Below are 20,886 nucleotides of genomic sequence, written 5' to 3'. Positions count from 1 at the left end.
TACTAAGGCCTCGGCCTTTGATGAACCATTTTTTATCAACCCTCGTCGCAAGAGGTCTGTCCCTGCAAGGTGCCTTGGCGAGGCGTTGATATTTTTCAAAGGATTAACAGCATGAAAAAGATCTTTGGGTTGTTACTACTCGCTCCTTTGTTATTAGGCTGCAATAAGAGTGAAGCGACCGATCACCAACATAAAGCCGAGATGATCCACGAGCACGATCGTTGTCATCTGTGCGGTATGGTGATCACTAAATATCCTGGACCAAAGGGGCAAGTACATCTTAAGGCCGAGAAGATGGTACCTAAGTTTTGCTCTAGCCGCGATATGTTTAACTTTGCCTTACAGCCTGAAAATAAAAGACAAATTGCTTACATGATGGTGCATGACGCCGCGATAACCGATTGGGAACAGCCTGATGATGGCGCCTTTATCGATGCCGCCAGCGCATTTTATGTTTACGGCACCAGTAAAAAGGCCGTGATGGGGCCAGCAGTCGCACCTTTTAGCACTAAAGCCGCCGCCGAAGCCTTTGCAAAGGAATACGGTGGACGCGTATTAACCTTTAACGATATCACCCTCGAATTGCTCGCTGGCGATAAGTAGGCGATTGCTCATGCTGCGTTTATTGCTTATCTGTTGGCTCTGCACCTTATCCTTTATCGGGGTAGCGCAGGAGCTAAGGGTTAAAGATACCGTCTCTTTAACCCAAGCATTAGCGCAGGCGCAGGATGGTGACACGCTCGTACTTGATACCGCCGTGTTTGAAGGCAATTTTAATGTTACCCGTTCCATTCATATCAAGGGCGAAGCGGGCGCGGCCCTCGATGCCCTGCGCCAAGGTAGCGCCCTCACCATTACTGCACCCAAGGTGATTGTTGAAGGGCTTAATATCCGCCATTGGGGACGGGATCTTTATTACCATGATGCGGGGATCCTGCTATTACCGGGGGCAGACGAGGTGCTTATCAAGGGCAATCGTCTTGTCGGGGATGGCTTTGGGATTTATGGCGAGCAACTTGCTGCGCCGCGCATCATTGAAAACAATATCAGCGGTAATGGCGCCATTTATGTGTTGGATCGGGGTGACGGTGTCTTTCTCAAGCATGTGAGTGCGCCCCAAGTGCAAGATAACCATTTTATTTTTGTCCGCGATGGCGTGTATCTCGAGTCGGTGACGGACAGCCAAATTCACCATAATCAATTCGCTAAGTTGCAATACGCCATCCATTACATGTACACCCGAGGCGATGAAGCCGCGCACAATCAAGCTATCAACGTCGATGGCGGTTATGCCCTGATGAGCTCAAAGCAAATCTACCTGCACCATAATCACGTTAGCCAAGCGCGGGACTTTGGTATTCTGCTCAATATCACCAACGAGTCCCATATTCAGGCCAATACCGCCACAGACGTTAAGCATCCCCAAGGTTCGGTGGAGCTGGGTAACGAAGGCAAAGGCATTTTTATTTACGCTGCTCAAAATAACCGTATTCAAGATAACGAGTTTAGTCATAGCGATACTGGGATCAGTATGGCCATGGGCGGAGAGGAAAACCGTCTTTGGCATAATCGAATCATTGCGAATCAAAACCAAGTGAAATATGTCGGCGACACACAGTTAGAGTGGAGTTATCAAGGACAAGGCAATTATTGGTCAGAATACCAAGGCTGGGATCTGGATCTAGATGGGATAGGTGATTTGGCCCATAGGCCCAATGACAGCTTAGACAAACTATTTTGGCTTTATCCTGAGGCAAAACTGTTAATGGAAAGTCCAGTTGTTTTACTGCTGCGTTGGGTTGAACGCCAATTTCAGCCCCGAATGACGACGGGAATTAGCGATAGTTTTCCCTTAATGCAATCGGTCTCGCCCGCACTTATTGATGGAGGTACGCAATGAATCAGACTTTCACATTCTCGACGAATAAGCCTGTGGCCAGTGCTGATATTGCCGTTAAAGCGATAAATGTCAGTAAATTTTATAACAACTTTAAGGCATTGGAGGACGTGAATTTTGAGGTTCTAAAGGGCCAAGTTGTTGCTCTCCTTGGTCATAATGGAGCAGGTAAGTCTACGTTACTTAAGCTTATTTTAGGATTGCTAACTCCTACACGTGGCCAGATCCAAGTTCAAGGGCACAATGTGGGATCTATGAATGTCAGGTTGAGTTTATCTTTAGGTTATTTACCTGAAAATGTGAGCTTTTATGACAACATGACCGCTCTCGAATTACTCGGCTATTTCGCTAAACTTAAAGGCGTCGCTCTTGCAAAAGTACATGAATTACTTGCCGAATTTGGTTTAGAAGCCGCTAAAGATAAACGTCTGAGTACATTTTCCAAGGGAATGCGGCAGCGTCTTGGGCTCGCTCAGGCAATATTGGCTGATCCTCAGATATTGTTACTTGATGAGCCGACTGTCGGTCTAGATCCCTTAGCATCGGCTTTTTTGTATCAAAAAATAGCCCAACTTAAGGCGAAAGGCTGCGCGATTATCATCAGTACCCATGAGTTAGGATTAGTTCAAGATCAAATGGATCGGGCTTTGATTTTAGGCCGAGGACGAATGTTAGCTTCGGGAACTTTAACCGCCCTTAGATCTGCAACTCGGTTGCCAAACCAGTTTTTTTTGCATTCTTTGTCTCACACTCAAAGGCTAGAGGTGCTCGCAGATCCTATTTTAGCCAGCTGTGTTGAGATGAGTTCGCCGCAGGGATTAAAACTGACTGTACCGCAGGGGCAAAAGTCAGGTGTTTTACATCATCTATTGCAAAAAGTGCCGGCAGGGGATTTTTCTGTTGAGCCTCCGAGTTTGCAGTCTGTGTTTCATCACTATATGGAAACCGTTTGTCATTCTCTGCCCCAGATTGTATCTGCAGATACCACTCAAGTAACAGATATGGCTCAAGGCGTTAAGTGGGAGGCCGCCGTATGAGTCAATCAGAGGTTTTGCAGTGTGGTCATTTAAGTGCTCTAAATATAGTGAGTACCATAGCTGCCAAGGAGTTTAAGGACAATTTGCGCAATCGATGGCTATGGATGATGGCGGGTGTATTGTTGCTGCTCTCCCTTAGTGTGAGTTTTATGGGGAGCGTAATATCGGGCAGCTTAGTAGTATTTGAGCCTGCGCAGATCCTTTCTGGGCTTGTGACTTTATCGGTATTTATGCTGCCATTAGGCGCGATTTTGTTGAGCTATGACAGCTTTGTCGGTGAGAAAGAATCTGGCACCTTATTGTTATTACTGACCTATCCATTGGAGCGTTGGCATCTTGTCTGCGGCAAGTTTTTGGGCCATGCGTGCGTAATGACTATCGCCTGTATCTTAGGTTTTGGTGTGACAGGATTATTACTGCTACTCGTTGGCGATGCTCAGGCTCAACTCGCGATAATTATCGGATTTACCCATTTGATAATAAGCAGTATTTTGTTGTCATTAGTGTTTGTTCTATTGGGCTATTGGGTTAGCCTGTGTGTGCGAGAAAAAGCCAAGGCACTGGGAACGTTACTTATTTTATGGTTTGTGCTTGTGCTGGTTTATGACCTTATTTTGCTCAGTGTTTTGGTTGGAATGAGTGAAATGCTTAATCGCAATCTATTTAATCTACTCATTTTACTGAATCCTACCGACTTGTTCCGTGCCTTAAATTTGCTTGCCGCACCTTCGGATACACTAGCTGCTAAAAGTAGCCTTTCCTTAATCGCGCAAACGGGATTGGGATTACCCATGATGTATGGTTTGTTAGGCGGCTGGATTATTGTTCTATTATTGGGGTGCTCTTGGGTCTTCAAACGTCAAGAAATTTAGTTTAGCAAATCCTGTATTAGTCTAATTTTGTGCTTATTAAACAATAACTAAACTGAGCATGCAGTCACAGTATTTTATGTTGTTAAAAAGTAAAATAAACCATCTTAGATAGGTGGCTGCAAGTCACAGTGCTTTTGGGAAAACATGGTCCCAATCTGCTTGCCCGCCGTTAGCGCAATTATACCTTATCTATTTTTGCTGAGTTTTCGGGCGTTTAACATGCATAAAATCACTTCATATTTATTTTTAGATGAACAGGCTAAAAAACTAGTTGATCAAGTGCATGGCACATCCATAGACCTGACTTTTTCTGAAGCGGCTATATTGGTACGCTTGTTATCTTCCCCCAACGCCATATTGACGAAAGAAGCCTTGTTGCAGGTGGGTTGGCCAGACCGCGTCGTGGCACCGACTTCACTAACACAGTGCATCAGCACCCTAAGAAAAAAACTCGAGCCTTATACTGAAGTACAGCTCAAAACCGTGGCGCGCCGCGGTTATCAATTGCATATCGCTGAGCAATCCCATGTAAAGATGTTGGCTATAAACGATGCAGATGCAATCCGTGATGCTTTAGTTGGGGTATCGGCTTGGACCAAATTTGCAGGTATTGCTTTCTTGGGCCTGATCTTGGCGATCTTCTGGTATATGAGTGATCACCATGCAGTGGTTAAACAAGTGGCTAAGTGGCATGCAGATAAATACATCAGCCTCAATATCGGTGGGACTCTGGGAACGGCGCAAACTTTCTATATTGGCGATGAGGAGCATTTACATCCCTCTTGGTGGCAAAAACATTTGGCGCCAGAGGGAAATCATATCAGCAGTATTAAGCATTTCAGTGCTTTTGCAGCCACGGATGGTAAAAACTATTCCATGGCAATTTGTCCAGAGCTAGATGCAGAGGCTTGTAATGGTCGCGGTATGATTAATATCACCGCAATAGATGCGAAACCTGCAGGCTTAAATATGACGGAATTTATTCCGCTGAGTCAAAAGATGGAGCAGCGGATTCGTTATAACCGCATTGTTCTCCCTGCGGATGACAAGGGTAAGGGGGAGTTAGTTGAGCATAATTACCATGCGGATATCTATTTTCCTGTCGCGGGTGAACTCTTAGTTCGGAACGATCTCAGCATGTCTCTGATGTATGAAGGGGAGAATCGGGGAAATTTCTATTCAACCTCTTGTATAACAGATCAAGATTGCTTAACGACACCGATTAAGTACACGATCCGCGGTGAGTTTGAACAGTACCAAACTGAGATTAATGATCTTAAAGTCGATGTTTTCTACGTTAAAGTGTTACAAAAAGAGCTGACAAAACCGGATGAAGTGAGCAATTCTGCCATGCAGTTTTATCGTGAAATTCGTAAGCATGATATCCGCGATGAAGAATTATTCTATTATCGTGTTTATCAAAATGAGCATACGGCGGTATGGATTATTCCTCAAATGGGACAAGTGCTTGCATGGACTCAGTACAATCAGCTCAAGTTATAGTAACCTTAAACCACACTTGATTAAGCCGACATAAAGTCGGCTTTTTTGTGTCTGCAATGAGGGGATTTTTGATGGCATTAAGTGATTGGTTGAGACGCTGCGGCTCAAAATGTTTGCATTAACTTTTTATCATAAAAAGTGGCTTTGTTTTACTTCTTCATTCAGTGCCAGTTACACTGCAAAACCTAATCATCACAAGATAAATACAATAATAAAAGAAAGAGGAGTCATTCATGTCGGACCGTCTAATTCCCGTGCTGTTACTGTCTACTTCAGTACTGACGGGGCTCACTGCTTGCAGTGATAACACCACAGAAAACACAGTTAAAACCAGCGAAAGCGCACCTAAAAGCCAAGACGTTGCCGCTCAAATGCCGGTAGGTATTAATGTCGCGGCTATGTCGCCAACGGTAAAACCGGGGGATGATTTTTATACCTACGCCAATGGCGAATGGATGAAAACGACGATGATCCCTGCCGATCGCTCCAGCACTGGCGCTTTCCTCGTTGCTTTTGAAGCGACCGAAAAGCATAAAACCAGTTTGATTGCCGAACTGGTGAAAGCGCAGCATGCTGCGGGTAGCGACGAAGCGCGTATCGCCGATTTTTACAAGGCTTACACAGATACTGCCGCCATTGATGCCGCTGGAATGAAACCTGCCGAGGCGGATATCGCCCGTTATGAGGCCATTGCGAGCAAGCAAGATTTATCCGCAGTATTAGGTGAAAACCTGCGCGCCGATGTTGACCCTCTCAACGCGACCGATTTCCATACCGAAAACCTGTTTGGGATCTTCGTAACTCAAGGTTTAGCCACGCCGGGCGAAGTTTTGCCTTACTTTTTGCAGGGCGGTTTAGGCTTACCTGAGCGCGAATATTACCTGTCTGCCGATCCTAAAATGGCCGAGATTCGCACTGCTTACCGTGCTTACATTGAAACCTTGCTCAAAGATGCGGGCGTGAGCGATGCCGCTGCCCGTGCCGATCGTATTTTTGCCCTTGAGAGCAAGATCGCTGCCGCCCACGCTAGCCGTGAAGATAGTGAAGATTTCGCTAAATCTTCGGGCGTGTGGAGCCGTGCTGACTTTGATGCTAAAGCACCGGGCATCGATTGGACTGCCTTCCTCGCGGCGGCACAATTGGGCAATCAGCCAAGATTTGCAGCCTACCATGCGACGGCGATTACGGGACTTTCTGCGCTGGTGGCCTCTGAGCCTTTAGAAGCTTGGAAAGATTGGCTCGTGTTCCACCAGATCAACAGTCATGCCGATGTGTTGCCATCGGCTATCGACAACGCTTCGTTTGCCTTTAATGGCACTAAGCTTTCTGGCACGCCAGAACAACGCGGCCGCGATAAACGTGCTTTAGCTGCACTCGATCAATACCTTGGTGATGCCGTAGGCCATGCCTATGCCGAGCAATATTTCCCTGCTTCGGCCAAGGCTGAAGTCAGCACTATGGTAGATAACATAGTGGCCGCTTTTGGTCAGCGAGTGGAAAAACTCGATTGGATGGACCCTTCCACTAAGAAAGAAGCCCTAGCAAAAGTGGCGACTATGGCTGTGGGCGTGGGTTATCCCGACAAATGGCGCAACTACGACAGCTATGCTGTGACGGCGACTAATGCTTACGCGAATGCCATCAATGGGGAAAAAGTAGAGTACAGCCATCAGCTGGCCAAGATTGGCAAACCAATGGATAAAGGCGAGTGGTGGATGACACCGCAAGTGGTGAATGCGGTGAACTTGCCCGTGCAAAATGCGCTTAACTTCCCTGCGGGTATTTTACAGCCACCATTCTTCGATGCTAAGGCCGATGCGGCTTACAACTATGGTGCGATTGGTGCTGTGATTGGCCATGAAATCAGCCATAGCTTTGATAACAATGGTGCGGCATTTGACTCGACTGGTGCTATGCGTAACTGGTGGACGCCGGCTGACTTTGCGCAGTTTGCTAAGCAAGGCGATGCGTTAGCAGGGCAGTTTGATACCTATGCACCTTTCCCTGATTTGCACGTCAATGGCAAGCTGACCTTAGGTGAAAACATTGCCGACGTGGCGGGTTTAGCCGCGGCACTCGATGCGTACCATGCCTCGCTTAACGGTAAAGAAGCCCCTGTGATTGAAGGCTTTACGGGCGATCAACGCTTCTTTATCGGCTTTGCGCAAACTTGGGCCACTAAGATGCGTGATGAAGCGCTGCGGGCTCGCGTCGCCACCGATGGCCATGCACCCGGCATGTACCGCGCGCTGACAGTGCGTAACTTAGACGCTTGGTACACAGCGTTCGATGTTAAACCTGGCGACAAGCTGTATTTAGCGCCAGAAGATCGCGTTAAGATCTGGTAAGTTTACTGGCTTGATTTCAAAGTAAGGGGAACGCTAGCGTTCCCCTTTTTATTAACGATTTTGCAGGCGGTTGTAATCCAGCCAACCGCTTTCTATCGGGTGATTGTCGAAAAATATCTGATTGAGTTTGTCACTAAAGGCCCAAAAGGTGGGATCGCTACGGCGTACAGCCGCAATATCGAGCAGTGCCTCATAGTCTTTCTCGGTTTGCATTTGCTCTACCGCCGCCACGATTTTAGGTAAATCTTGTTCTTTCACCAGCCAGAAGGCTTCTGGGTAACTGCCCAATAAACCATGCACTAAGGTGACATCATCCTTTGCGGGTTCGCGGTTACTGGCCTCATTAAACAGGCTCGAAATATTACGATGGGCACTATTGCGAACTAAGGTAAAGACCTCGGCTTTACCCGCTTTTTCGGGCTCGACCATGATCATGGTTAGTTCAGGTAACAGGGTCGCTTGGGTGCCTTTTAATCGACCTAATGCCTGCAACAGCGCCTTGCTGTTGGCTTGCAAGTTGCTGTTTTCTATTTGATATCTATTTGGCTGAACCTTAGCGACTTTCTGCCCGAGCTTTTGATACAACTCGCCCTTGAGGTCATCGCTATAGTAGAGCACGCCCGTGGGCTGATTAAAGGTGTTGATATCCCCCGCGATAAACGCCGTGAGCTGAGTGCCAGCCCCTTGATACCAATCACTAAACTGTTTGCGCCTTTCCTCCTGGGGTAACAGGGTCAGGAAATTTGATTCCCCCTCCATGCGTAAAAAATCCATGTATAAGCGAGTTAAAAGCTGATGGCCGTAGTTACCATACACATCGAATCCCGCGACCAGTAAATAGTGAATACGCTCCAGTAAGGCGTAATCGATAATCCAAGCGGTTTTGGGCGGCTCACCGACTAAACCTTTGACCACAGTGGCATTATCGAAGTGGCGAAACACTGTCAGGCTAGCATTATCATTGTTGTCGTCGCCATCCCAGATCCCGTCTATGGTGAGGTGTTGGCCGTTTTTAAACTTCTCGTTTAAGAACTGATTACGCGCTCGCATATACTTGCCTTGCTTGGCGGCATATTTCACCCAAGTTACGGCGAGTGCAGTGCTTTCTTCCTCCGCTGGCATTCGTAGGTTTTCAATCTGGGAATGGTAGAAGGTCCTAAAATCCGTGTCGTCCATATAATCTGGGGTAACAAAGTACACCCAGAATCTGTCGTTAATCACATTGAGCGCCACTTGACCACGGCACACAGGGCCTTTGATAAAGCCCATAATGGTGTCTTGGGCGCGGTTCAGCATAAAGCGATAGCGCGCACCGGCAGGAATTTGAATAAAGGCTTCGAAGGGATTGGCCGCAATGCTCGGCTGGTAGCTCGGCAGCTGAGTCACTGAGTAATCCGCATCGATAAACCATTGCTGCCAGTCGTGCAGCAAGCCAGTATTTAAGGCATAGGAGATATGAGTTTTATCGACTATGGTCGCTCGATAAGGTCGAAAACGGTAATAGAAACGTTCCACCTTAGGATCGTCGAAGGGACGACGGGAGGCGATAATATCCAGCGCTTGCCCCGGCGGCGTCCTCGAACGGACTAACTCGAAAAATAGAGGCTGGGCGTTCGGCTGATTTAAAGATTCAAAATATAAATGGAAGGCAAACAAATGCTCGTAGATGTAGCGTGCGCTTAATTGGCTTTTTAAACTGTCGCCGTTTAAAAATTGCTCCCAATGGGTGATTTCCGTTATAAATTCAGGGGCTAGCGATGGCGCGAATGGCAATGGCGCACCTTGTTCGAGCCAGTGCATCAACACTTGATGTTCATTCGCATTCAGCGCTGGCAAGCCATAGGGCATACCGGCAAACGGTTGGCTTTGCTCGTATTTGTCCATTTCCTCTAGGCTGGCACATTGCTGAACTCTGTCGAGACTGAAATCAAAACGCTTATCTAAAATCTTGTCTTCGGGCAGGGGATGCATTTGCTTAAGCATGAGCATTCTGGCCAATACCGAGGCTTGGGTATTGGCTTCTGGGGTTTGATTGCGCTCGTTTAACATGGGGTAAAACCCGCGTTGACGCCAAGCTTCTGGGGTAAAGGCATCTACAAATAAGCGATTGGGCGTGGCGGCGACTAAACGTGTGCCTTGATAGACTTTTTCCTTACTCGCTCCGCGTTCTATGCCTTCGCTTGAGGTCATTTTGAGCTGGCAGGGAGCATCGTAGCATGCATGGCACACCACGCAGCGGCTATTGAGGATCGGTTCAACTTCTTTGTGCACAAATTCGGCCTGTTGAACAAATTGGTTGTTAAGCTGTGCATTCTCGACGCGCTTTTGCGGTGAGCTAGTGCCAAACAGAGCATTGAAATCGATTTGCGCTACACTGGCACAGCCCGTAGCCAACAGCACTGTGGCCAATAACAACCTTTTCCATATTCTTTTTATCGCGTCCATTCACGACTCCTTTATTTGCCACCTAGCAGAGTTAGCCATTTAGCCCACTGATCAGCATCACTTTAGCAGAAGAGTATGTTGGATCTAAAATTTGCAGCCTGATTTTATCCTAGCTCTCGCTTAATTTATGCCGCAGAGTTTTGGCGACGGCCGCGGAACTTAGGTAAGATAGCGACCATAAAAGTGTGCCAGTGATGGCTGTGTGAATCGCTCAAGTCACGGTTGTGGCAATAACAATGTGGCAATAACAAAAGGATCAAGTATGACCGCTGATAACCGCTATTTTTACGAACCGAGCAAAGGCCATGGTCTTGCACACGATCCTTTAAATGCAATTGTGGGTCCTCGACCGATCGGCTGGATCTCATCACGCAATGCCGAGGGGCAGCGTAATCTCGCCCCTTATAGCTTTTTTAATTGTTTCAATTACAAACCGCCCATCATCGGCTTTGCCAGCACAGGTTGGAAAGACAGTGTCGCCAATATCGTCGAAACAGGGGAGTTTGTGTGGAACCTCACCACTCGCAGCCTTGCCGAGAAAATGAATCAAACCTCCGCCATGTTGCCACGCGGTCAAGATGAGTTTAGCTTTGCCGGACTCACGGCTAAAGCAGGCACGATTGTTAAGGCCGATTTAGTGGCTGAAAGCCCAGTGAATTTTGAATGTAAGTTGTCCCAATGTATTCAACTCACCGCCGCCAATGGCGACAAGATTGATACTTGGTTAGTGTTAGGAGAAGTGGTGGCCGTGCATATCGCCAAGCATTTACTCAATGCCGAGGGGATTTATCAAACCGCACTTGCTGAGCCCGTATTACGTGCCGGCGGCCCATCGGCTTATTATGGGATCTCCGAAGATCTGCGTTTCGATCTACATAGACCACAAGTGTAAGCGGCTGCTCAGGCGCCGCAGGGCTTTGGGTGTTCAAACTTCGTTTGAGTTTTTGACTTATGAGTTTTGGTCTCTCATGGCAGAGCAATTCATGACTTAAGCTTTTTTTAAAAGAAAAATCAAAGTCGTGGGGCTTCACCCCACACCCGACCAAGAGGGGATCAACAGCAATTCCCTCTTGGATCTCCCTTGCCGAACAACGTCCATGTCTAACTGCCAGTTCGTCATCCCTTGCTCACGTTCGAAACGCTGCTACGCAGCACTCACCCTAGCGAAGTTACATGCATTAGTTACCAGTCTCATACTCCAATAAAAATCGCCTAAAGGCTCAGATGGCACATCCCTGTCCCCCCGAGCCTGCGCCATCATCCATGATGTCGCCACGGCATTTTTATCTGCGTATTTCGACAACTTCGCAGTGGGAGGTGAACTCCTGCTATTTCGGGGTTAGCTATTAATCTCAAAACAGTACAGCTGGTCCAAAAACTTCTGCTAGTTCAATTTTTATATCTAGTCTTAATGCTCGATTGGTTACGAACAATACTCAAAATAAAATAAGCAGATATCATTCATATGCTCACTTTCTACCTAAAATGATTTTTGCTATTGTGTAAATTAAAATTTAAATCAGTGGGTTATTCGTAATTTTATCAAGTGGTCGGGGGTGAGTTTATGCGCATTCGCATGATACAAATGTTAGGCATTAAGGGGAGTAAATGACTGCATATACCCTTCACGCTTGTGACAACGCTTCAAATATGTGTGGCTCCTCCGACCGCCTGTTTCAGGAGGTAACAGACATTCCTATTTGTTCCGTATGTGGTTATAAGACCGATCTCTACTTTGTTAATCCATCATTTTGCGTCAAAAGAAGGGTATACGACTTATCTTCAACCTATGACGGTTACTATGTGGCATCACTGAAGTTCAAGGAGGCATGTCAACGGCTACAACTGAAGGGATTTGAATTTATTGCCCTTCCATCAGACCCTGAATTCTTTGTTGTAAAGCCAACATCGCTAACATCGTTTGACTCTGTAGCAAGGAAAACAAGATTTGAATCCTTTTGTGTCGAGTGTGGTTTCCATAAGGCCGTCGCAGGTGCAACGCCCGCATTTCTCTTGAAGGAACCAGAATCTGACCTATCGGCTACTGATGTTGTTTTCGGCTCTGGTAATAGCCGTAGTCGAATGCTCATCGTGACAGAGAGCGCAAAGATGTTGCTCATTGCAGAGAAGTTAACAGGACTCGAATTCGAGGCAATCACGTATAATTTGTTCAAGCCGACGCCAAAAAACGGCGTGGCTTAGTTCAAACGTTATAACGTAGGAGGAAATATGAGGTATCCAGCATTTGAGGAAATTAATTACGAGACTGCAAATGAGCTTTGGGAAGCTTTAAGCCCAACTAAGTCTTTCTTCAAAGAACCTTATAAACTTATATATCGTGGGCAAGCTGATGCTGAGTGGGGTTTGATTCCATCGTTGTTACGAAATAAAACGTCAAATCCACTTTTGAAGTTTATGGGACGACCAAGTAGGGCTGACGAGCTAGTGTTTACTGAGGTTCGTTTGCTCGAGGAGTTTGCAAGTTATTGTGACAATGTTGGTATTCGCATCCCTAATGATTCTATGAAGTTCCGTACAGATGTCTTGAATTCTCAAGTTCAGTACAAATACTATATTCGACCTGAACTCTGGCCGAATCCAGAACTTGTTGAATTAATGGCCTTAGCACAGCACCATGGAGTGCCTACTCGGTTACTTGATTGGACGAGGCAGCCATATGTGGCTGTATATTTTGCAGTTTCTAGTGCTATGGCTAACCACAAAAACTGGAACCTTGACACTAAACTTACTATTTGGGTTTTAAATACAGAGCTAGTTAACTTATACAAAAATGTAAATATTGTTCAAGTGCCAGGTAGTACGTCACATCATGTATCAGCTCAGTCTGGCCTATTTACAGTTCATCCGCATTCTGGCTATCGAAACGAGGAATTTGAAGTCGAAGGCCTTGAGCATGGGTTTTCTTCATTGCCAAACTCACCATTATTAAAGTTGACACTTTCTGTCGACGAAGCTCTTAATTTGTATTACCTCTGTTTAAAAGCAGGAATTAACGGTGCAACAATCTACCCTAGTGCTGATGGTGCAGGTAAAGCAGTACAGGATTCAATAAACTCATGGACAATCGATAAGATGGATAAGAACAGAAAAGAAGTGGGCACTCAGCATTAATTGCGCGGTCAGTAATGGTAGGACAGGCAAAACTCTTTTGGGATAAACAGCCGACACCGAGATTACAGTAGTTCACCTCCCCCTGCGAAGTTGCTGAAGAGTGTTGAAGAAATCGCGTGAGCTTGGCATGGATAATGGAATGGACCCATCCACTTTTAATCGGCCTCACAGTGGGCCACGATGTAGTCGCTAAAACTCATCAGAAAGAGGACGGGTCCACTTATGAAGATTACTACAATTGGTTTAGATATCGCAAAGTCTGTTTTTCATGCTGTTGGTGTCGATAAAGCAGGCAAGTTAATCAAAAAGAAAATGCTTAGACGCAAGGACTTACTTTCCTTTCTTGCTCAAATTGAGCCGTGTCTGATTGTGATGGAAGCCTGTGGTGGAGCAAATTACTGGGCCAGAGAATTTGAGCTGTTGGGCCATAACGTCAAGCTAATCGCACCTCAATTTGTGGTGCCTTTTCGGCAAGGTAATAAAAATGACTACAACGATGCGCTAGCCATCGCTGAAGCTGCGCAGCGACCCAACATGCGGTTTGTAAAACCCAAAAGCGTTGAGCAGCAAGATGTGCAACTGCTCCACCGCATGCGCGAACGATTAACTAAACAATCAACCGCCTTAATCAATCAAGTCAGAGGGATGTTAGCGGAATACGGCATTGTGATAACCAAAAGTAAATCGGCTTTTAAAGTACAGTTTCCAGATATTTTAGCGGATGAAACCAATGCGCTGACTACCAAAGGTCGGGCCATTTTTTATCAGTTATATGAAGAGTTTAGTGATATAGAAAAACGGCTTAAGGGTTGTGACGTTCAAGTGCTCACTGAAACTAAAAACAATGTGATTTGCCAGCGTTTAGAAACTATCCCAGGTATTGGTCCAGTCACCGCTACCGCCTTTTATGCCGCCGCAGGTGATGGTAAAGATTTCAGTAATGGTAGACACTTTTCAGCTTGGTGTGGCTTGGTTCCCAAGCAACACAGCAGTGGAGGTAAAGATAACCTCCTTGGAATAAGCAAGCGGGGAAATGCTTACTTACGTACCCTGTTCATCCACGGCGCCAGAGCTGTGTTACAGCACAGTTGTCATAAACAGGATAAATTTAGTTGCTGGGCAATCCAGTTAGCAGAACGCCGAGGTTTTAACCGAGCCTGTGTAGCCGTCGCCAATAAACTCGCGAGAATGGCATGGGTTATCGCGGCGCATGACGAAGAATATCGACTTCCAGTATAGTGCTGAATAGATTCAATAAACGTTAATAATTAACCAACCAGCAAGTTGCTAAGACACTTGAATTGATGATGAGACAGTCAGACTGATCTACTGAAAACCTTAGCTCGGCATAGGCTCATAATGAAGCCGCAAGGATGATAAGGACAGTAGAAGCAGATATCCATCAGGGCCAGAGGCATACCTCAATAACAGGCCGAATATATGGGTGCAATGAACTCTTCTCAAAATCGCTATCGAATGTCTTGCAAACCGGATGGGTCCATATATGCCAAGCTAGCTTTCGGATTCTTTATTTAATTAATCGGGATGTACCATCGGAAGCGTTAGAAAAAAGATAGGACAGGCAAACCTCTTTTGGGATAAACAGCCGACACCGAGATTACAGTTGTTCACCTCCCCCTGCGAAGTTGCTGAAGGGCGTTGAAGAAAATAGCGTGACGCAGACAGGACGTCTGCGTAGCTTTCGGGGGGAAGGGACGCCCCATCGGAAGCGTTAGCCATTTTCGAGTAAGCACGAAGCCAGTCACTAATGCATGTAACTTCGCTAGGGGCGTCTTGGAGCATCCAAGGAGGATAGGACGAGCAGTCCTCCTTGGTCGGGTGTGGGGTGAAGCCCCACGACTTTGACTTTGATTTAAAATAACAAACGAAGTTTGGATATGTAGATTTTCTTGGCCGTAAGGCCGCATTCAAAGTGAAATACGGCGAAAACTGGGGTTTATTATTTGCAGCCCAACTGGCAAACGTTAGCCAGTTGGGCTAACAAATTATCGCGTTATTTGATCAATGCGATCGCATCACCGTAATGTGCCGTCCATTACACCAATCACTCTCGAGATATAGTGAAATCATCTCAATCATTATGATTTATTGGTTGCGTGTTTGTTAAGTTATTGACTAATGACATTCTCATTGATAATTTACCCTACTTAAAAAATCATTGGTAATAATAGGTTACCTAAGTAGTACTTTGTGATGAGCTTAACTCGCTTAATACAATGTGCGGTATGGATAGACAATAACTTAATGGATTAAACGCAATGAAAAAAATGATCTTATGTACCCTTGTTTTAAGTCTTGTTGCTTGTAAGAGTACAGATGTAAGAAACATCGCCGATTCTGTGTCTGATATCGCAGGCATCGCTAGCACAGGTACTTCAGGCGGCACTTCCGGTAGTAGTTCCATCCCCACTTACGAACATCAGACTCAGCAATACTCGAATAGCTCCGAACCATTCTATATTACTGAGAATACTAAGATGTCTCCGGAACGCGGTGCGATCCGCTCTATTACTCAGGAGAAAAATCCTAAGGGTATGACTATGGTTAGGGTGTTGGCATACCATCAAGACAGTGGCGCGGCGATGGAAAGTACTAATTACCTTTATGCGTTAGACGGTAATGGTTGGTTAAGTGATAAGCCAATGACGATGCACCGCCCAGAAACCATGATTATCAATAGCGGTGTCTATTATCTGAAGGCTCAGAGTGACACTGGAAAATTCTACACCTCAGGCATGATAACCTTGGCTAGAGGCGTCACCAATGTGGTGTCGATTGAGCTTCAATAGGTAATTTTATCCTAAAAGGATAATGATTGACGTCATCACGAAGATGCCGTAAGTGTCATTTTCTTATTGAAAGTAAAAACAAAACCCCAGTAAAAACTGGGGTTTATTATTTAAGCCTATGCGGGCAAACGTTAGCCAGCCAAGCATACAAATTATCGCGTTATTTGATAAACGCGAACGCATCACCGTAGAGATGCGCTTCCTCTACACCAATCTCACGGAAGATCTCCCGTGCTGCACCCACCATGTCGAAACGGCCGGCGATGTAGATGTCGTAACCATTTAAGCTGACAAAATCTTGCTTGATTTGCGCTAACAGATTGGCGGTTTTACCTTGCCAATTAGCTGGGGCTTCTTCGATCACTGGGACGAAGTTCAACCAAGGGTGAGCGTCGTGCCACTCGCGGGCGATGGCTTCAAAATACATGGCATCTTGGGTGCGACAACCCCAATACAGGGTGGTTTTAACCTGTTGGCCAATGGCGATTTGGTGCTCGACGATACTCTTAATGTAAGAGAAACCAGTGCCGCCGGCGATTAAGAGGCGAGGGCGTTGGCTTTCGTGGCGCAGGTGGGCTTCGCCGCCTGGGGCTTCGATATCGATAGTGCTGCCATCAATGGCGCAGGCTTTCAGGCGCTCGACCACTTGCATTGGGTAGCTTTCACTGACAGCGGCGCCAATGTGTAATTCGATCAGCTCGGCGTTTGGCGCTGACGCGATAGAGAAGGGACGTTTATCTTTTTCACCCATGACAACACATAAGTATTGCCCCGCTTGGAAATCGAAGGCGGTTTCTGGCCTTAACAATACTTGATATACGGCATCGTTAAATGGGCTAACTTTCTCTATCTTACAACGTATGGTTTTCATCAAACTTCCTTTGCACCTTTCTTCAACAGTATGTGTCTAGGTGTCGCTTTAGCGGCCTGTTATTGGCCTATTCTCTTGGCTTAAGCCGATATTTGAGTAACGGCTTAAGCTGAATTATAGGGTTGGGCTGTCGTCTATGCCTAACTCATCCCAGATTGAGTCGATCTTTTGTTTTACTTTTGGATCCATCACGATTGGCGTGCCCCATTCGCGGTTGGTTTCGCCTTCCCACTTATTAGTGGCGTCGAGTCCCATTTTTGAGCCTAAGCCCGCGACGGGTGAGGCAAAATCGAGGTAGTCGATCGGGGTGTTTTCGATCATCACAGTATCGCGTTTAGGGTCCATACGGGTGGTGATCGCCCAGATCACATCCTGCCAGTCACGGCAGTTCACATCTTCATCGACGATGACAATAAACTTGGTGTACATAAATTGGCGTAGGAAAGACCAAGCGCCCATCATCACCCGTTTGGCGTGTCCCGGATATTGTTTACGAATAGAGATCACTGCCATGCGGTACGAACAACCCTCAGGCGGCAGATAAAAATCAACGATCTCAGGATATTGCTTACGCAAAATCGGTACAAACACTTCGTTTAATGCAACTCCAAGCATGGCGGGCTCATCCGGTGGACGGCCAGTGTAAGTGCTGTGGTAGATGGCATCTTTACGGTGAGTGATGTGGGTAACGGTAAATACTGGAAACTTATCGGTTTCGTTATAGTAACCCGTATGATCGCCGTAGGGGCCTTCTTCCGCCAGTTCCTCAGGATCGATATAACCTTCGAGGATGATTTCACTGGTGGCGGGCACTTCTAAGTCGCAGCTTAATGCCTTGCAGACTTCGGTACGTTCACCGCGCAGTAAACCGGCAAAAGCGTATTCGCTCATGGAATCGGGGACTGGGGTGACGGCACCTAAAATGGTCACAGGATCGGCGCCGAGTGCGACCACAACCGGATAACGCTCACCGGGGAATTGTTGTTTAAAATCAGCAAAATCTAACGCGCCGCCACGGTGGGATAACCAGCGCATGATCAGCTTGTTTTTACCCAGTAACTGTTGGCGATAAATGCCTAAATTCTGACGACTCTTGCGCGGGCCTTTGGTGATGGTTAAGCCCCATGTCACCAGTGGTGCGACATCGCCCGGCCAGCAATGCTGAATAGGTAATTGGGTCAAATCGACTTCATCGCCGGTTTTGATCACTTGTTGGCAAGGGGGATTGCGCACTGTCTTTGGCGGCATATTCAAGGCTTGCTTGAACATAGGGATCTTAGCTATCGCGTCTTTAAAACCACGAGGTGGCTCGGGTTCTTTTAAAAAGGCTAACAGTTCACCCACTTCGCGCAACGCTAAGGGATCGTCTTTACCGAGCGCCATGGCCACACGTTTTGGTGTACCGAACAGGTTTACCAACACGGGCATGTGATGATCTTTGGGATTTTCAAATAATAGCGCAGGGCCCTTAGCGCGTAATACGCGATCGGCGATCTCTGTCATTTCTAAATGAGGATCAACTGGGTAGCTAATGCGTTTGAGTTCGCCATTGGCTTCCAGATGACCAATAAAGCTGCGTAAATCCTTAAAACTCATGTGGAAATAGCCTCTGCAATGAAAATCCGTGTGGCGCGCACTATAGCATTTTTCTGTTTTAGGGTTAACCAATTCAGTGATCTTCAAGCTTAGGAAGCGTAAAATGGACGCCAGTAAGTCACGATTGATCTCGCTTACGCCCTTTATTTAGAGGTTTATATGAATATCCCAGTAACGTTTAATCAAGGAAAGTGTGTTCAAAGTCAATCACATGGCGTGCATAAGCGGCCGCTAAAGTGCTTGATTTTGTCGCTGGCTGTGGGGATATCGCTCTTGGGCGCGCTGAGTGTGTCGACTGCGGCGGTTGCCGGAAATCGCGATCATTCGGAGCAAGGCGAGCGCCAAGGTCATCGTGATAGCCACAGCCGTGGAGAAAGTCATTACAACAATCGTCATGACAACCATTACGACAACCGCCATGTGCGCAACGATAATCGCCACTATCGTCCCTACTACCGACCTTATTACCCTTGGGGTTTAGGACTGGGTTTAGGGCTCGCTACGGGTTGGGGTTCTGGCTGGAATGTCGGTTACGGTGTGAACAGCCAATGGAACAATGATTGGGGCTGGAATACTTCGCGTGACGTTTATGCTCGAAATTACTGGAACTCGCCCTATTCGGGCATAGGCCTGTCGATTCCTATGCGCTACGACGATGAACCAGTGGCTATTTCTGCGCCTGTACGGGTCACAACCAGCATGCAATATTCTGCAAGTGAAGGCCGAATGGTGTCGAGCATGCCTGCAAATATGCCTGCAAATCTGGCCGGACAAACGAACGGGCAACTGGTGTCGCAAGCTAGTAACGTCACAGGCAAAACAGTTGCGACTCCCCGTCCACGGGCAGCGCACAGTGTGTCTAGCTTGCCGAGCAATGCTAGGGTTGTGCAGCAGGATGGTCGTACACTTTACGAGTGGCAAGGCACGCTTTATGCCTTCGACTGGAACAGTCAAACTTATCAAGAACAGTTAGTCAGATAGATTTACATTAGGTAAATGACTGAGAAATTGGAGCCCCTTAGTGGGCTCCAATTTATTTATCATCTTTTATTATCTTTTTATTATTTATTTATTAGCTAGTTGTCGTTTTATAGCTTAGCGGAGAAAACGTTTGAAAACCGTTCAACATCAGGTTCAAAATCCATCTGTCCAAAATCAGCATAAGGGCGCCAGTACATTATGGGTGTTGCTCGCCTTAGCGCTCGGGACGTTTGCCTTAGGCACCACAGAATTTGCTTCCATGACTTTAGTGCCCTATATCGCCAGCGATTTAGGCGTTGATGTCGCCCACGTGAGTTATGCCATTAGCGCCTATGCGCTGGGGGTTGTGGTCGGCTCCCCCATTATCATGGTGCTAGCGGTTAGGGTCAGGCGGCGAACACTCTTGATTGCTTTAGCCGCGTTAATGGCGGTGGCCAATGGCTTAAGTGCGTTAGCGCCATCATTGAATTGGCTAATCTTTTTCCGTTTTCTCAGTGGCTTGCCCCACGGTGCCTATTTTGGTGTGGCTATGTTGCTCGCGGCCTCTTTAGTACCGCCAGAAATGAAGGCCCGCGCCGTATCGCGGGTGATTATTGGCCTTACGTTGGCGACGATTATCGGTGTGCCATTTGCCACTTGGATGGGGCAAACCGTGGGCTGGCGCTCGGGCATTGGCATAGTGGCGATTTTGGCAACGATTACCGCTGTGATGGTGTATTTTTTAGCGCCTGATCAGGCCGTGGCCGCTGATGCGAGTCCAAGAAAAGAGCTACAAACCCTGAAGAATCGTGAAGTCTGGTTGACGCTTGGCATCGCGGCGATTGGCTTTGGCGGTATCTTTTGCGTGTATACCTATCTCGCTGAAACCTTAATCCAAGTGACGCAAGTCGAGCCGTTTAAGATCCCGATCATGATGGCGGTATTTGGTATTGGCGCAACATTGGGCACGCTAGTGTGTGGCTGGGCGGCGGATAAGTCGGCCTTAGCGGCTGCGTTTTGGTCGTTAGTGTTAAGCACTGTGGTATTAGCGATTTACCCGAGTTTGACCGGACATTATTGGGCGCTGATGCCCGTAGTATTCTTTGTCGGTTGTGGCTTGGGACTTGCCACCATAGTGCAAGCAAGATTGATGGATGTGGCGCCCGATGGGCAGGCCATGACAGGTGCGTTAGTGCAATGTGCCTTTAATCTTGCCAATGCGATTGGTCCTTGGGTGGGCAGTTTAGTGATCCTGTCTGGACAAGGGATTGCCGCGACAGGTTATGCGGCGTCTTTGTTGTCATTAGGAGGACTTGTGATGTGGTGGCTGACCCACAGGGAGAGTCGCCGCGCGGTAAGCTTAAACACAGCCAACTGCGCTGACTAGCAAGCGGATAACTCAGGTTCGAGGTGCT

The 20,886-nt window shown here is 47.0% G+C and carries 16 protein-coding genes; 13 read left to right on the top strand and 3 right to left on the bottom strand.

The window, feature by feature from the left end; all coding sequences use genetic code 11:
• Nucleotides 1-111: 111 nt before the first annotated feature.
• The 6 genes from OX890_RS20575 (at nt 112) to OX890_RS20550 (ending at nt 7,657) form a co-directional block, all read left to right on the top strand.
• On the top strand, nt 112-603 hold the full coding sequence (locus tag OX890_RS20575; RefSeq protein WP_012090325.1) for a nitrous oxide reductase accessory protein NosL: 492 nt from the start codon (nt 112-114) through the stop codon (nt 601-603).
• Nucleotides 604-613: 10 nt separating this feature from the next.
• Nucleotides 614-1,900: a nitrous oxide reductase family maturation protein NosD gene (gene nosD, locus OX890_RS20570; protein ID WP_063883671.1), complete on the top strand. Its 1,287-nt coding sequence runs from the start codon at nt 614-616 to the stop codon at nt 1,898-1,900.
• A complete protein-coding gene (locus OX890_RS20565) occupies nt 1,897-2,934 on the top strand; it encodes an ABC transporter ATP-binding protein (protein WP_012090323.1) in 1,038 nt (345 codons plus the stop codon). Before nosD ends, OX890_RS20565 begins: the two co-directional genes overlap by 4 nt.
• The gene (locus OX890_RS20560) at nt 2,931-3,806 is read left to right on the top strand and encodes an ABC transporter permease (RefSeq protein ID WP_261271767.1); all 876 of its coding nucleotides are present in this window, start codon (nt 2,931-2,933) and stop codon (nt 3,804-3,806) included. Before OX890_RS20565 ends, OX890_RS20560 begins: the two co-directional genes overlap by 4 nt.
• Nucleotides 3,807-4,025: 219 nt before the next feature.
• Nucleotides 4,026-5,309: a winged helix-turn-helix domain-containing protein gene (locus OX890_RS20555; protein ID WP_268649837.1), complete on the top strand. Its 1,284-nt coding sequence runs from the start codon at nt 4,026-4,028 to the stop codon at nt 5,307-5,309.
• Nucleotides 5,310-5,542: 233 nt separating this feature from the next.
• Nucleotides 5,543-7,657: a M13 family metallopeptidase gene (locus OX890_RS20550; RefSeq protein ID WP_268649836.1), complete on the top strand. Its 2,115-nt coding sequence runs from the start codon at nt 5,543-5,545 to the stop codon at nt 7,655-7,657.
• 51 nt (nt 7,658-7,708) lie between these two features.
• Here OX890_RS20550 and OX890_RS20545 read toward each other — a convergent pair whose 3' ends face one another.
• Nucleotides 7,709-10,102 carry a fatty acid cis/trans isomerase gene (locus OX890_RS20545; protein WP_268649835.1) on the bottom strand — a complete coding sequence of 798 codons (2,394 nt, stop codon included), beginning with the start codon at nt 10,100-10,102 and terminating at the stop codon, nt 7,709-7,711.
• A 262-nt stretch (nt 10,103-10,364) separates the two neighbouring features.
• Here OX890_RS20545 and OX890_RS20540 point away from each other — a divergent pair, with 262 nt between their 5' ends.
• The 5 genes from OX890_RS20540 (at nt 10,365) to OX890_RS20520 (ending at nt 16,044) form a co-directional block, all read left to right on the top strand.
• Nucleotides 10,365-10,994 carry a flavin reductase family protein gene (locus OX890_RS20540; protein ID WP_006079942.1) on the top strand — a complete coding sequence of 210 codons (630 nt, stop codon included), beginning with the start codon at nt 10,365-10,367 and terminating at the stop codon, nt 10,992-10,994.
• Nucleotides 10,995-11,710: 716 nt separating this feature from the next.
• Nucleotides 11,711-12,304, top strand: a complete 594-nt coding sequence (locus OX890_RS20535) for a hypothetical protein (protein WP_268649834.1) — start codon at nt 11,711-11,713, stop codon at nt 12,302-12,304.
• A gap of 27 nt (nt 12,305-12,331) precedes the next feature.
• The gene (locus OX890_RS20530; RefSeq protein ID WP_268649833.1) at nt 12,332-13,234 is read left to right on the top strand and encodes an FRG domain-containing protein; all 903 of its coding nucleotides are present in this window, start codon (nt 12,332-12,334) and stop codon (nt 13,232-13,234) included.
• 222 nt (nt 13,235-13,456) lie between these two features.
• Nucleotides 13,457-14,473, top strand: a complete 1,017-nt coding sequence (locus OX890_RS20525) for an IS110-like element ISSba19 family transposase (RefSeq protein WP_115333859.1) — start codon at nt 13,457-13,459, stop codon at nt 14,471-14,473.
• Between the two features lie 1,040 nt (nt 14,474-15,513).
• The gene (locus tag OX890_RS20520) at nt 15,514-16,044 is read left to right on the top strand and encodes a hypothetical protein (RefSeq protein ID WP_259563874.1); all 531 of its coding nucleotides are present in this window, start codon (nt 15,514-15,516) and stop codon (nt 16,042-16,044) included.
• A 160-nt stretch (nt 16,045-16,204) separates the two neighbouring features.
• Here the strand turns inward: OX890_RS20520 and fre are convergent, their stop codons facing one another.
• Together fre and ubiD are read right to left on the bottom strand one after the other, a co-directional pair.
• The gene (gene fre / locus OX890_RS20515) at nt 16,205-16,915 is read right to left on the bottom strand and encodes an NAD(P)H-flavin reductase (RefSeq protein WP_107403489.1); all 711 of its coding nucleotides are present in this window, start codon (nt 16,913-16,915) and stop codon (nt 16,205-16,207) included.
• 114 nt (nt 16,916-17,029) lie between these two features.
• The gene (gene ubiD / locus OX890_RS20510; RefSeq protein ID WP_268649832.1) at nt 17,030-18,511 is read right to left on the bottom strand and encodes a 4-hydroxy-3-polyprenylbenzoate decarboxylase; all 1,482 of its coding nucleotides are present in this window, start codon (nt 18,509-18,511) and stop codon (nt 17,030-17,032) included.
• A 159-nt stretch (nt 18,512-18,670) separates the two neighbouring features.
• Between ubiD and OX890_RS20505 the strand changes: the two genes are divergently transcribed.
• The gene (locus tag OX890_RS20505) at nt 18,671-19,492 is read left to right on the top strand and encodes a hypothetical protein (protein ID WP_268649831.1); all 822 of its coding nucleotides are present in this window, start codon (nt 18,671-18,673) and stop codon (nt 19,490-19,492) included.
• Nucleotides 19,493-19,622: 130 nt separating this feature from the next.
• Nucleotides 19,623-20,858, top strand: coding sequence for an MFS transporter (locus OX890_RS20500; RefSeq protein WP_226058295.1), 1,236 nt, complete (start codon nt 19,623-19,625; stop codon nt 20,856-20,858).
• The last annotated feature ends 28 nt before the right edge of the window (nt 20,859-20,886 follow it).

Origin of the sequence: Shewanella sp. DAU305 (assembly GCF_026802235.1) — a bacterium.
Classification (GTDB): domain Bacteria; phylum Pseudomonadota; class Gammaproteobacteria; order Enterobacterales; family Shewanellaceae; genus Shewanella; species Shewanella baltica.
This window is presented reverse-complemented; position numbering and strand designations above follow the sequence as displayed.

Excerpts from the sequence above, each read along its gene's own strand:
- OX890_RS20575 (WP_012090325.1), top strand. The coding sequence starts at position 112 with ATGAAAAAGATCTTTGGGTTGTTACTACTCGCTCCTTTGTTATTAGGC.
- nosD (WP_063883671.1), top strand. The coding sequence starts at position 614 with ATGCTGCGTTTATTGCTTATCTGTTGGCTCTGCACCTTATCCTTTATC.
- fre (WP_107403489.1), bottom strand. The coding sequence starts at position 16,915 with ATGAAAACCATACGTTGTAAGATAGAGAAAGTTAGCCCATTTAACGAT.
- ubiD (WP_268649832.1), bottom strand. The coding sequence starts at position 18,511 with ATGAGTTTTAAGGATTTACGCAGCTTTATTGGTCATCTGGAAGCCAAT.
- OX890_RS20505 (WP_268649831.1), top strand. The coding sequence starts at position 18,671 with ATGAATATCCCAGTAACGTTTAATCAAGGAAAGTGTGTTCAAAGTCAA.
- OX890_RS20535 (WP_268649834.1), top strand. The coding sequence starts at position 11,711 with ATGACTGCATATACCCTTCACGCTTGTGACAACGCTTCAAATATGTGT.
- OX890_RS20530 (WP_268649833.1), top strand. The coding sequence starts at position 12,332 with ATGAGGTATCCAGCATTTGAGGAAATTAATTACGAGACTGCAAATGAG.
- OX890_RS20555 (WP_268649837.1), top strand. The coding sequence starts at position 4,026 with ATGCATAAAATCACTTCATATTTATTTTTAGATGAACAGGCTAAAAAA.
- OX890_RS20525 (WP_115333859.1), top strand. The coding sequence starts at position 13,457 with ATGAAGATTACTACAATTGGTTTAGATATCGCAAAGTCTGTTTTTCAT.
- OX890_RS20520 (WP_259563874.1), top strand. The coding sequence starts at position 15,514 with ATGAAAAAAATGATCTTATGTACCCTTGTTTTAAGTCTTGTTGCTTGT.
- OX890_RS20545 (WP_268649835.1), bottom strand. The coding sequence starts at position 10,102 with ATGGACGCGATAAAAAGAATATGGAAAAGGTTGTTATTGGCCACAGTG.
- OX890_RS20550 (WP_268649836.1), top strand. The coding sequence starts at position 5,543 with ATGTCGGACCGTCTAATTCCCGTGCTGTTACTGTCTACTTCAGTACTG.
- OX890_RS20565 (WP_012090323.1), top strand. The coding sequence starts at position 1,897 with ATGAATCAGACTTTCACATTCTCGACGAATAAGCCTGTGGCCAGTGCT.
- OX890_RS20540 (WP_006079942.1), top strand. The coding sequence starts at position 10,365 with ATGACCGCTGATAACCGCTATTTTTACGAACCGAGCAAAGGCCATGGT.
- OX890_RS20560 (WP_261271767.1), top strand. The coding sequence starts at position 2,931 with ATGAGTCAATCAGAGGTTTTGCAGTGTGGTCATTTAAGTGCTCTAAAT.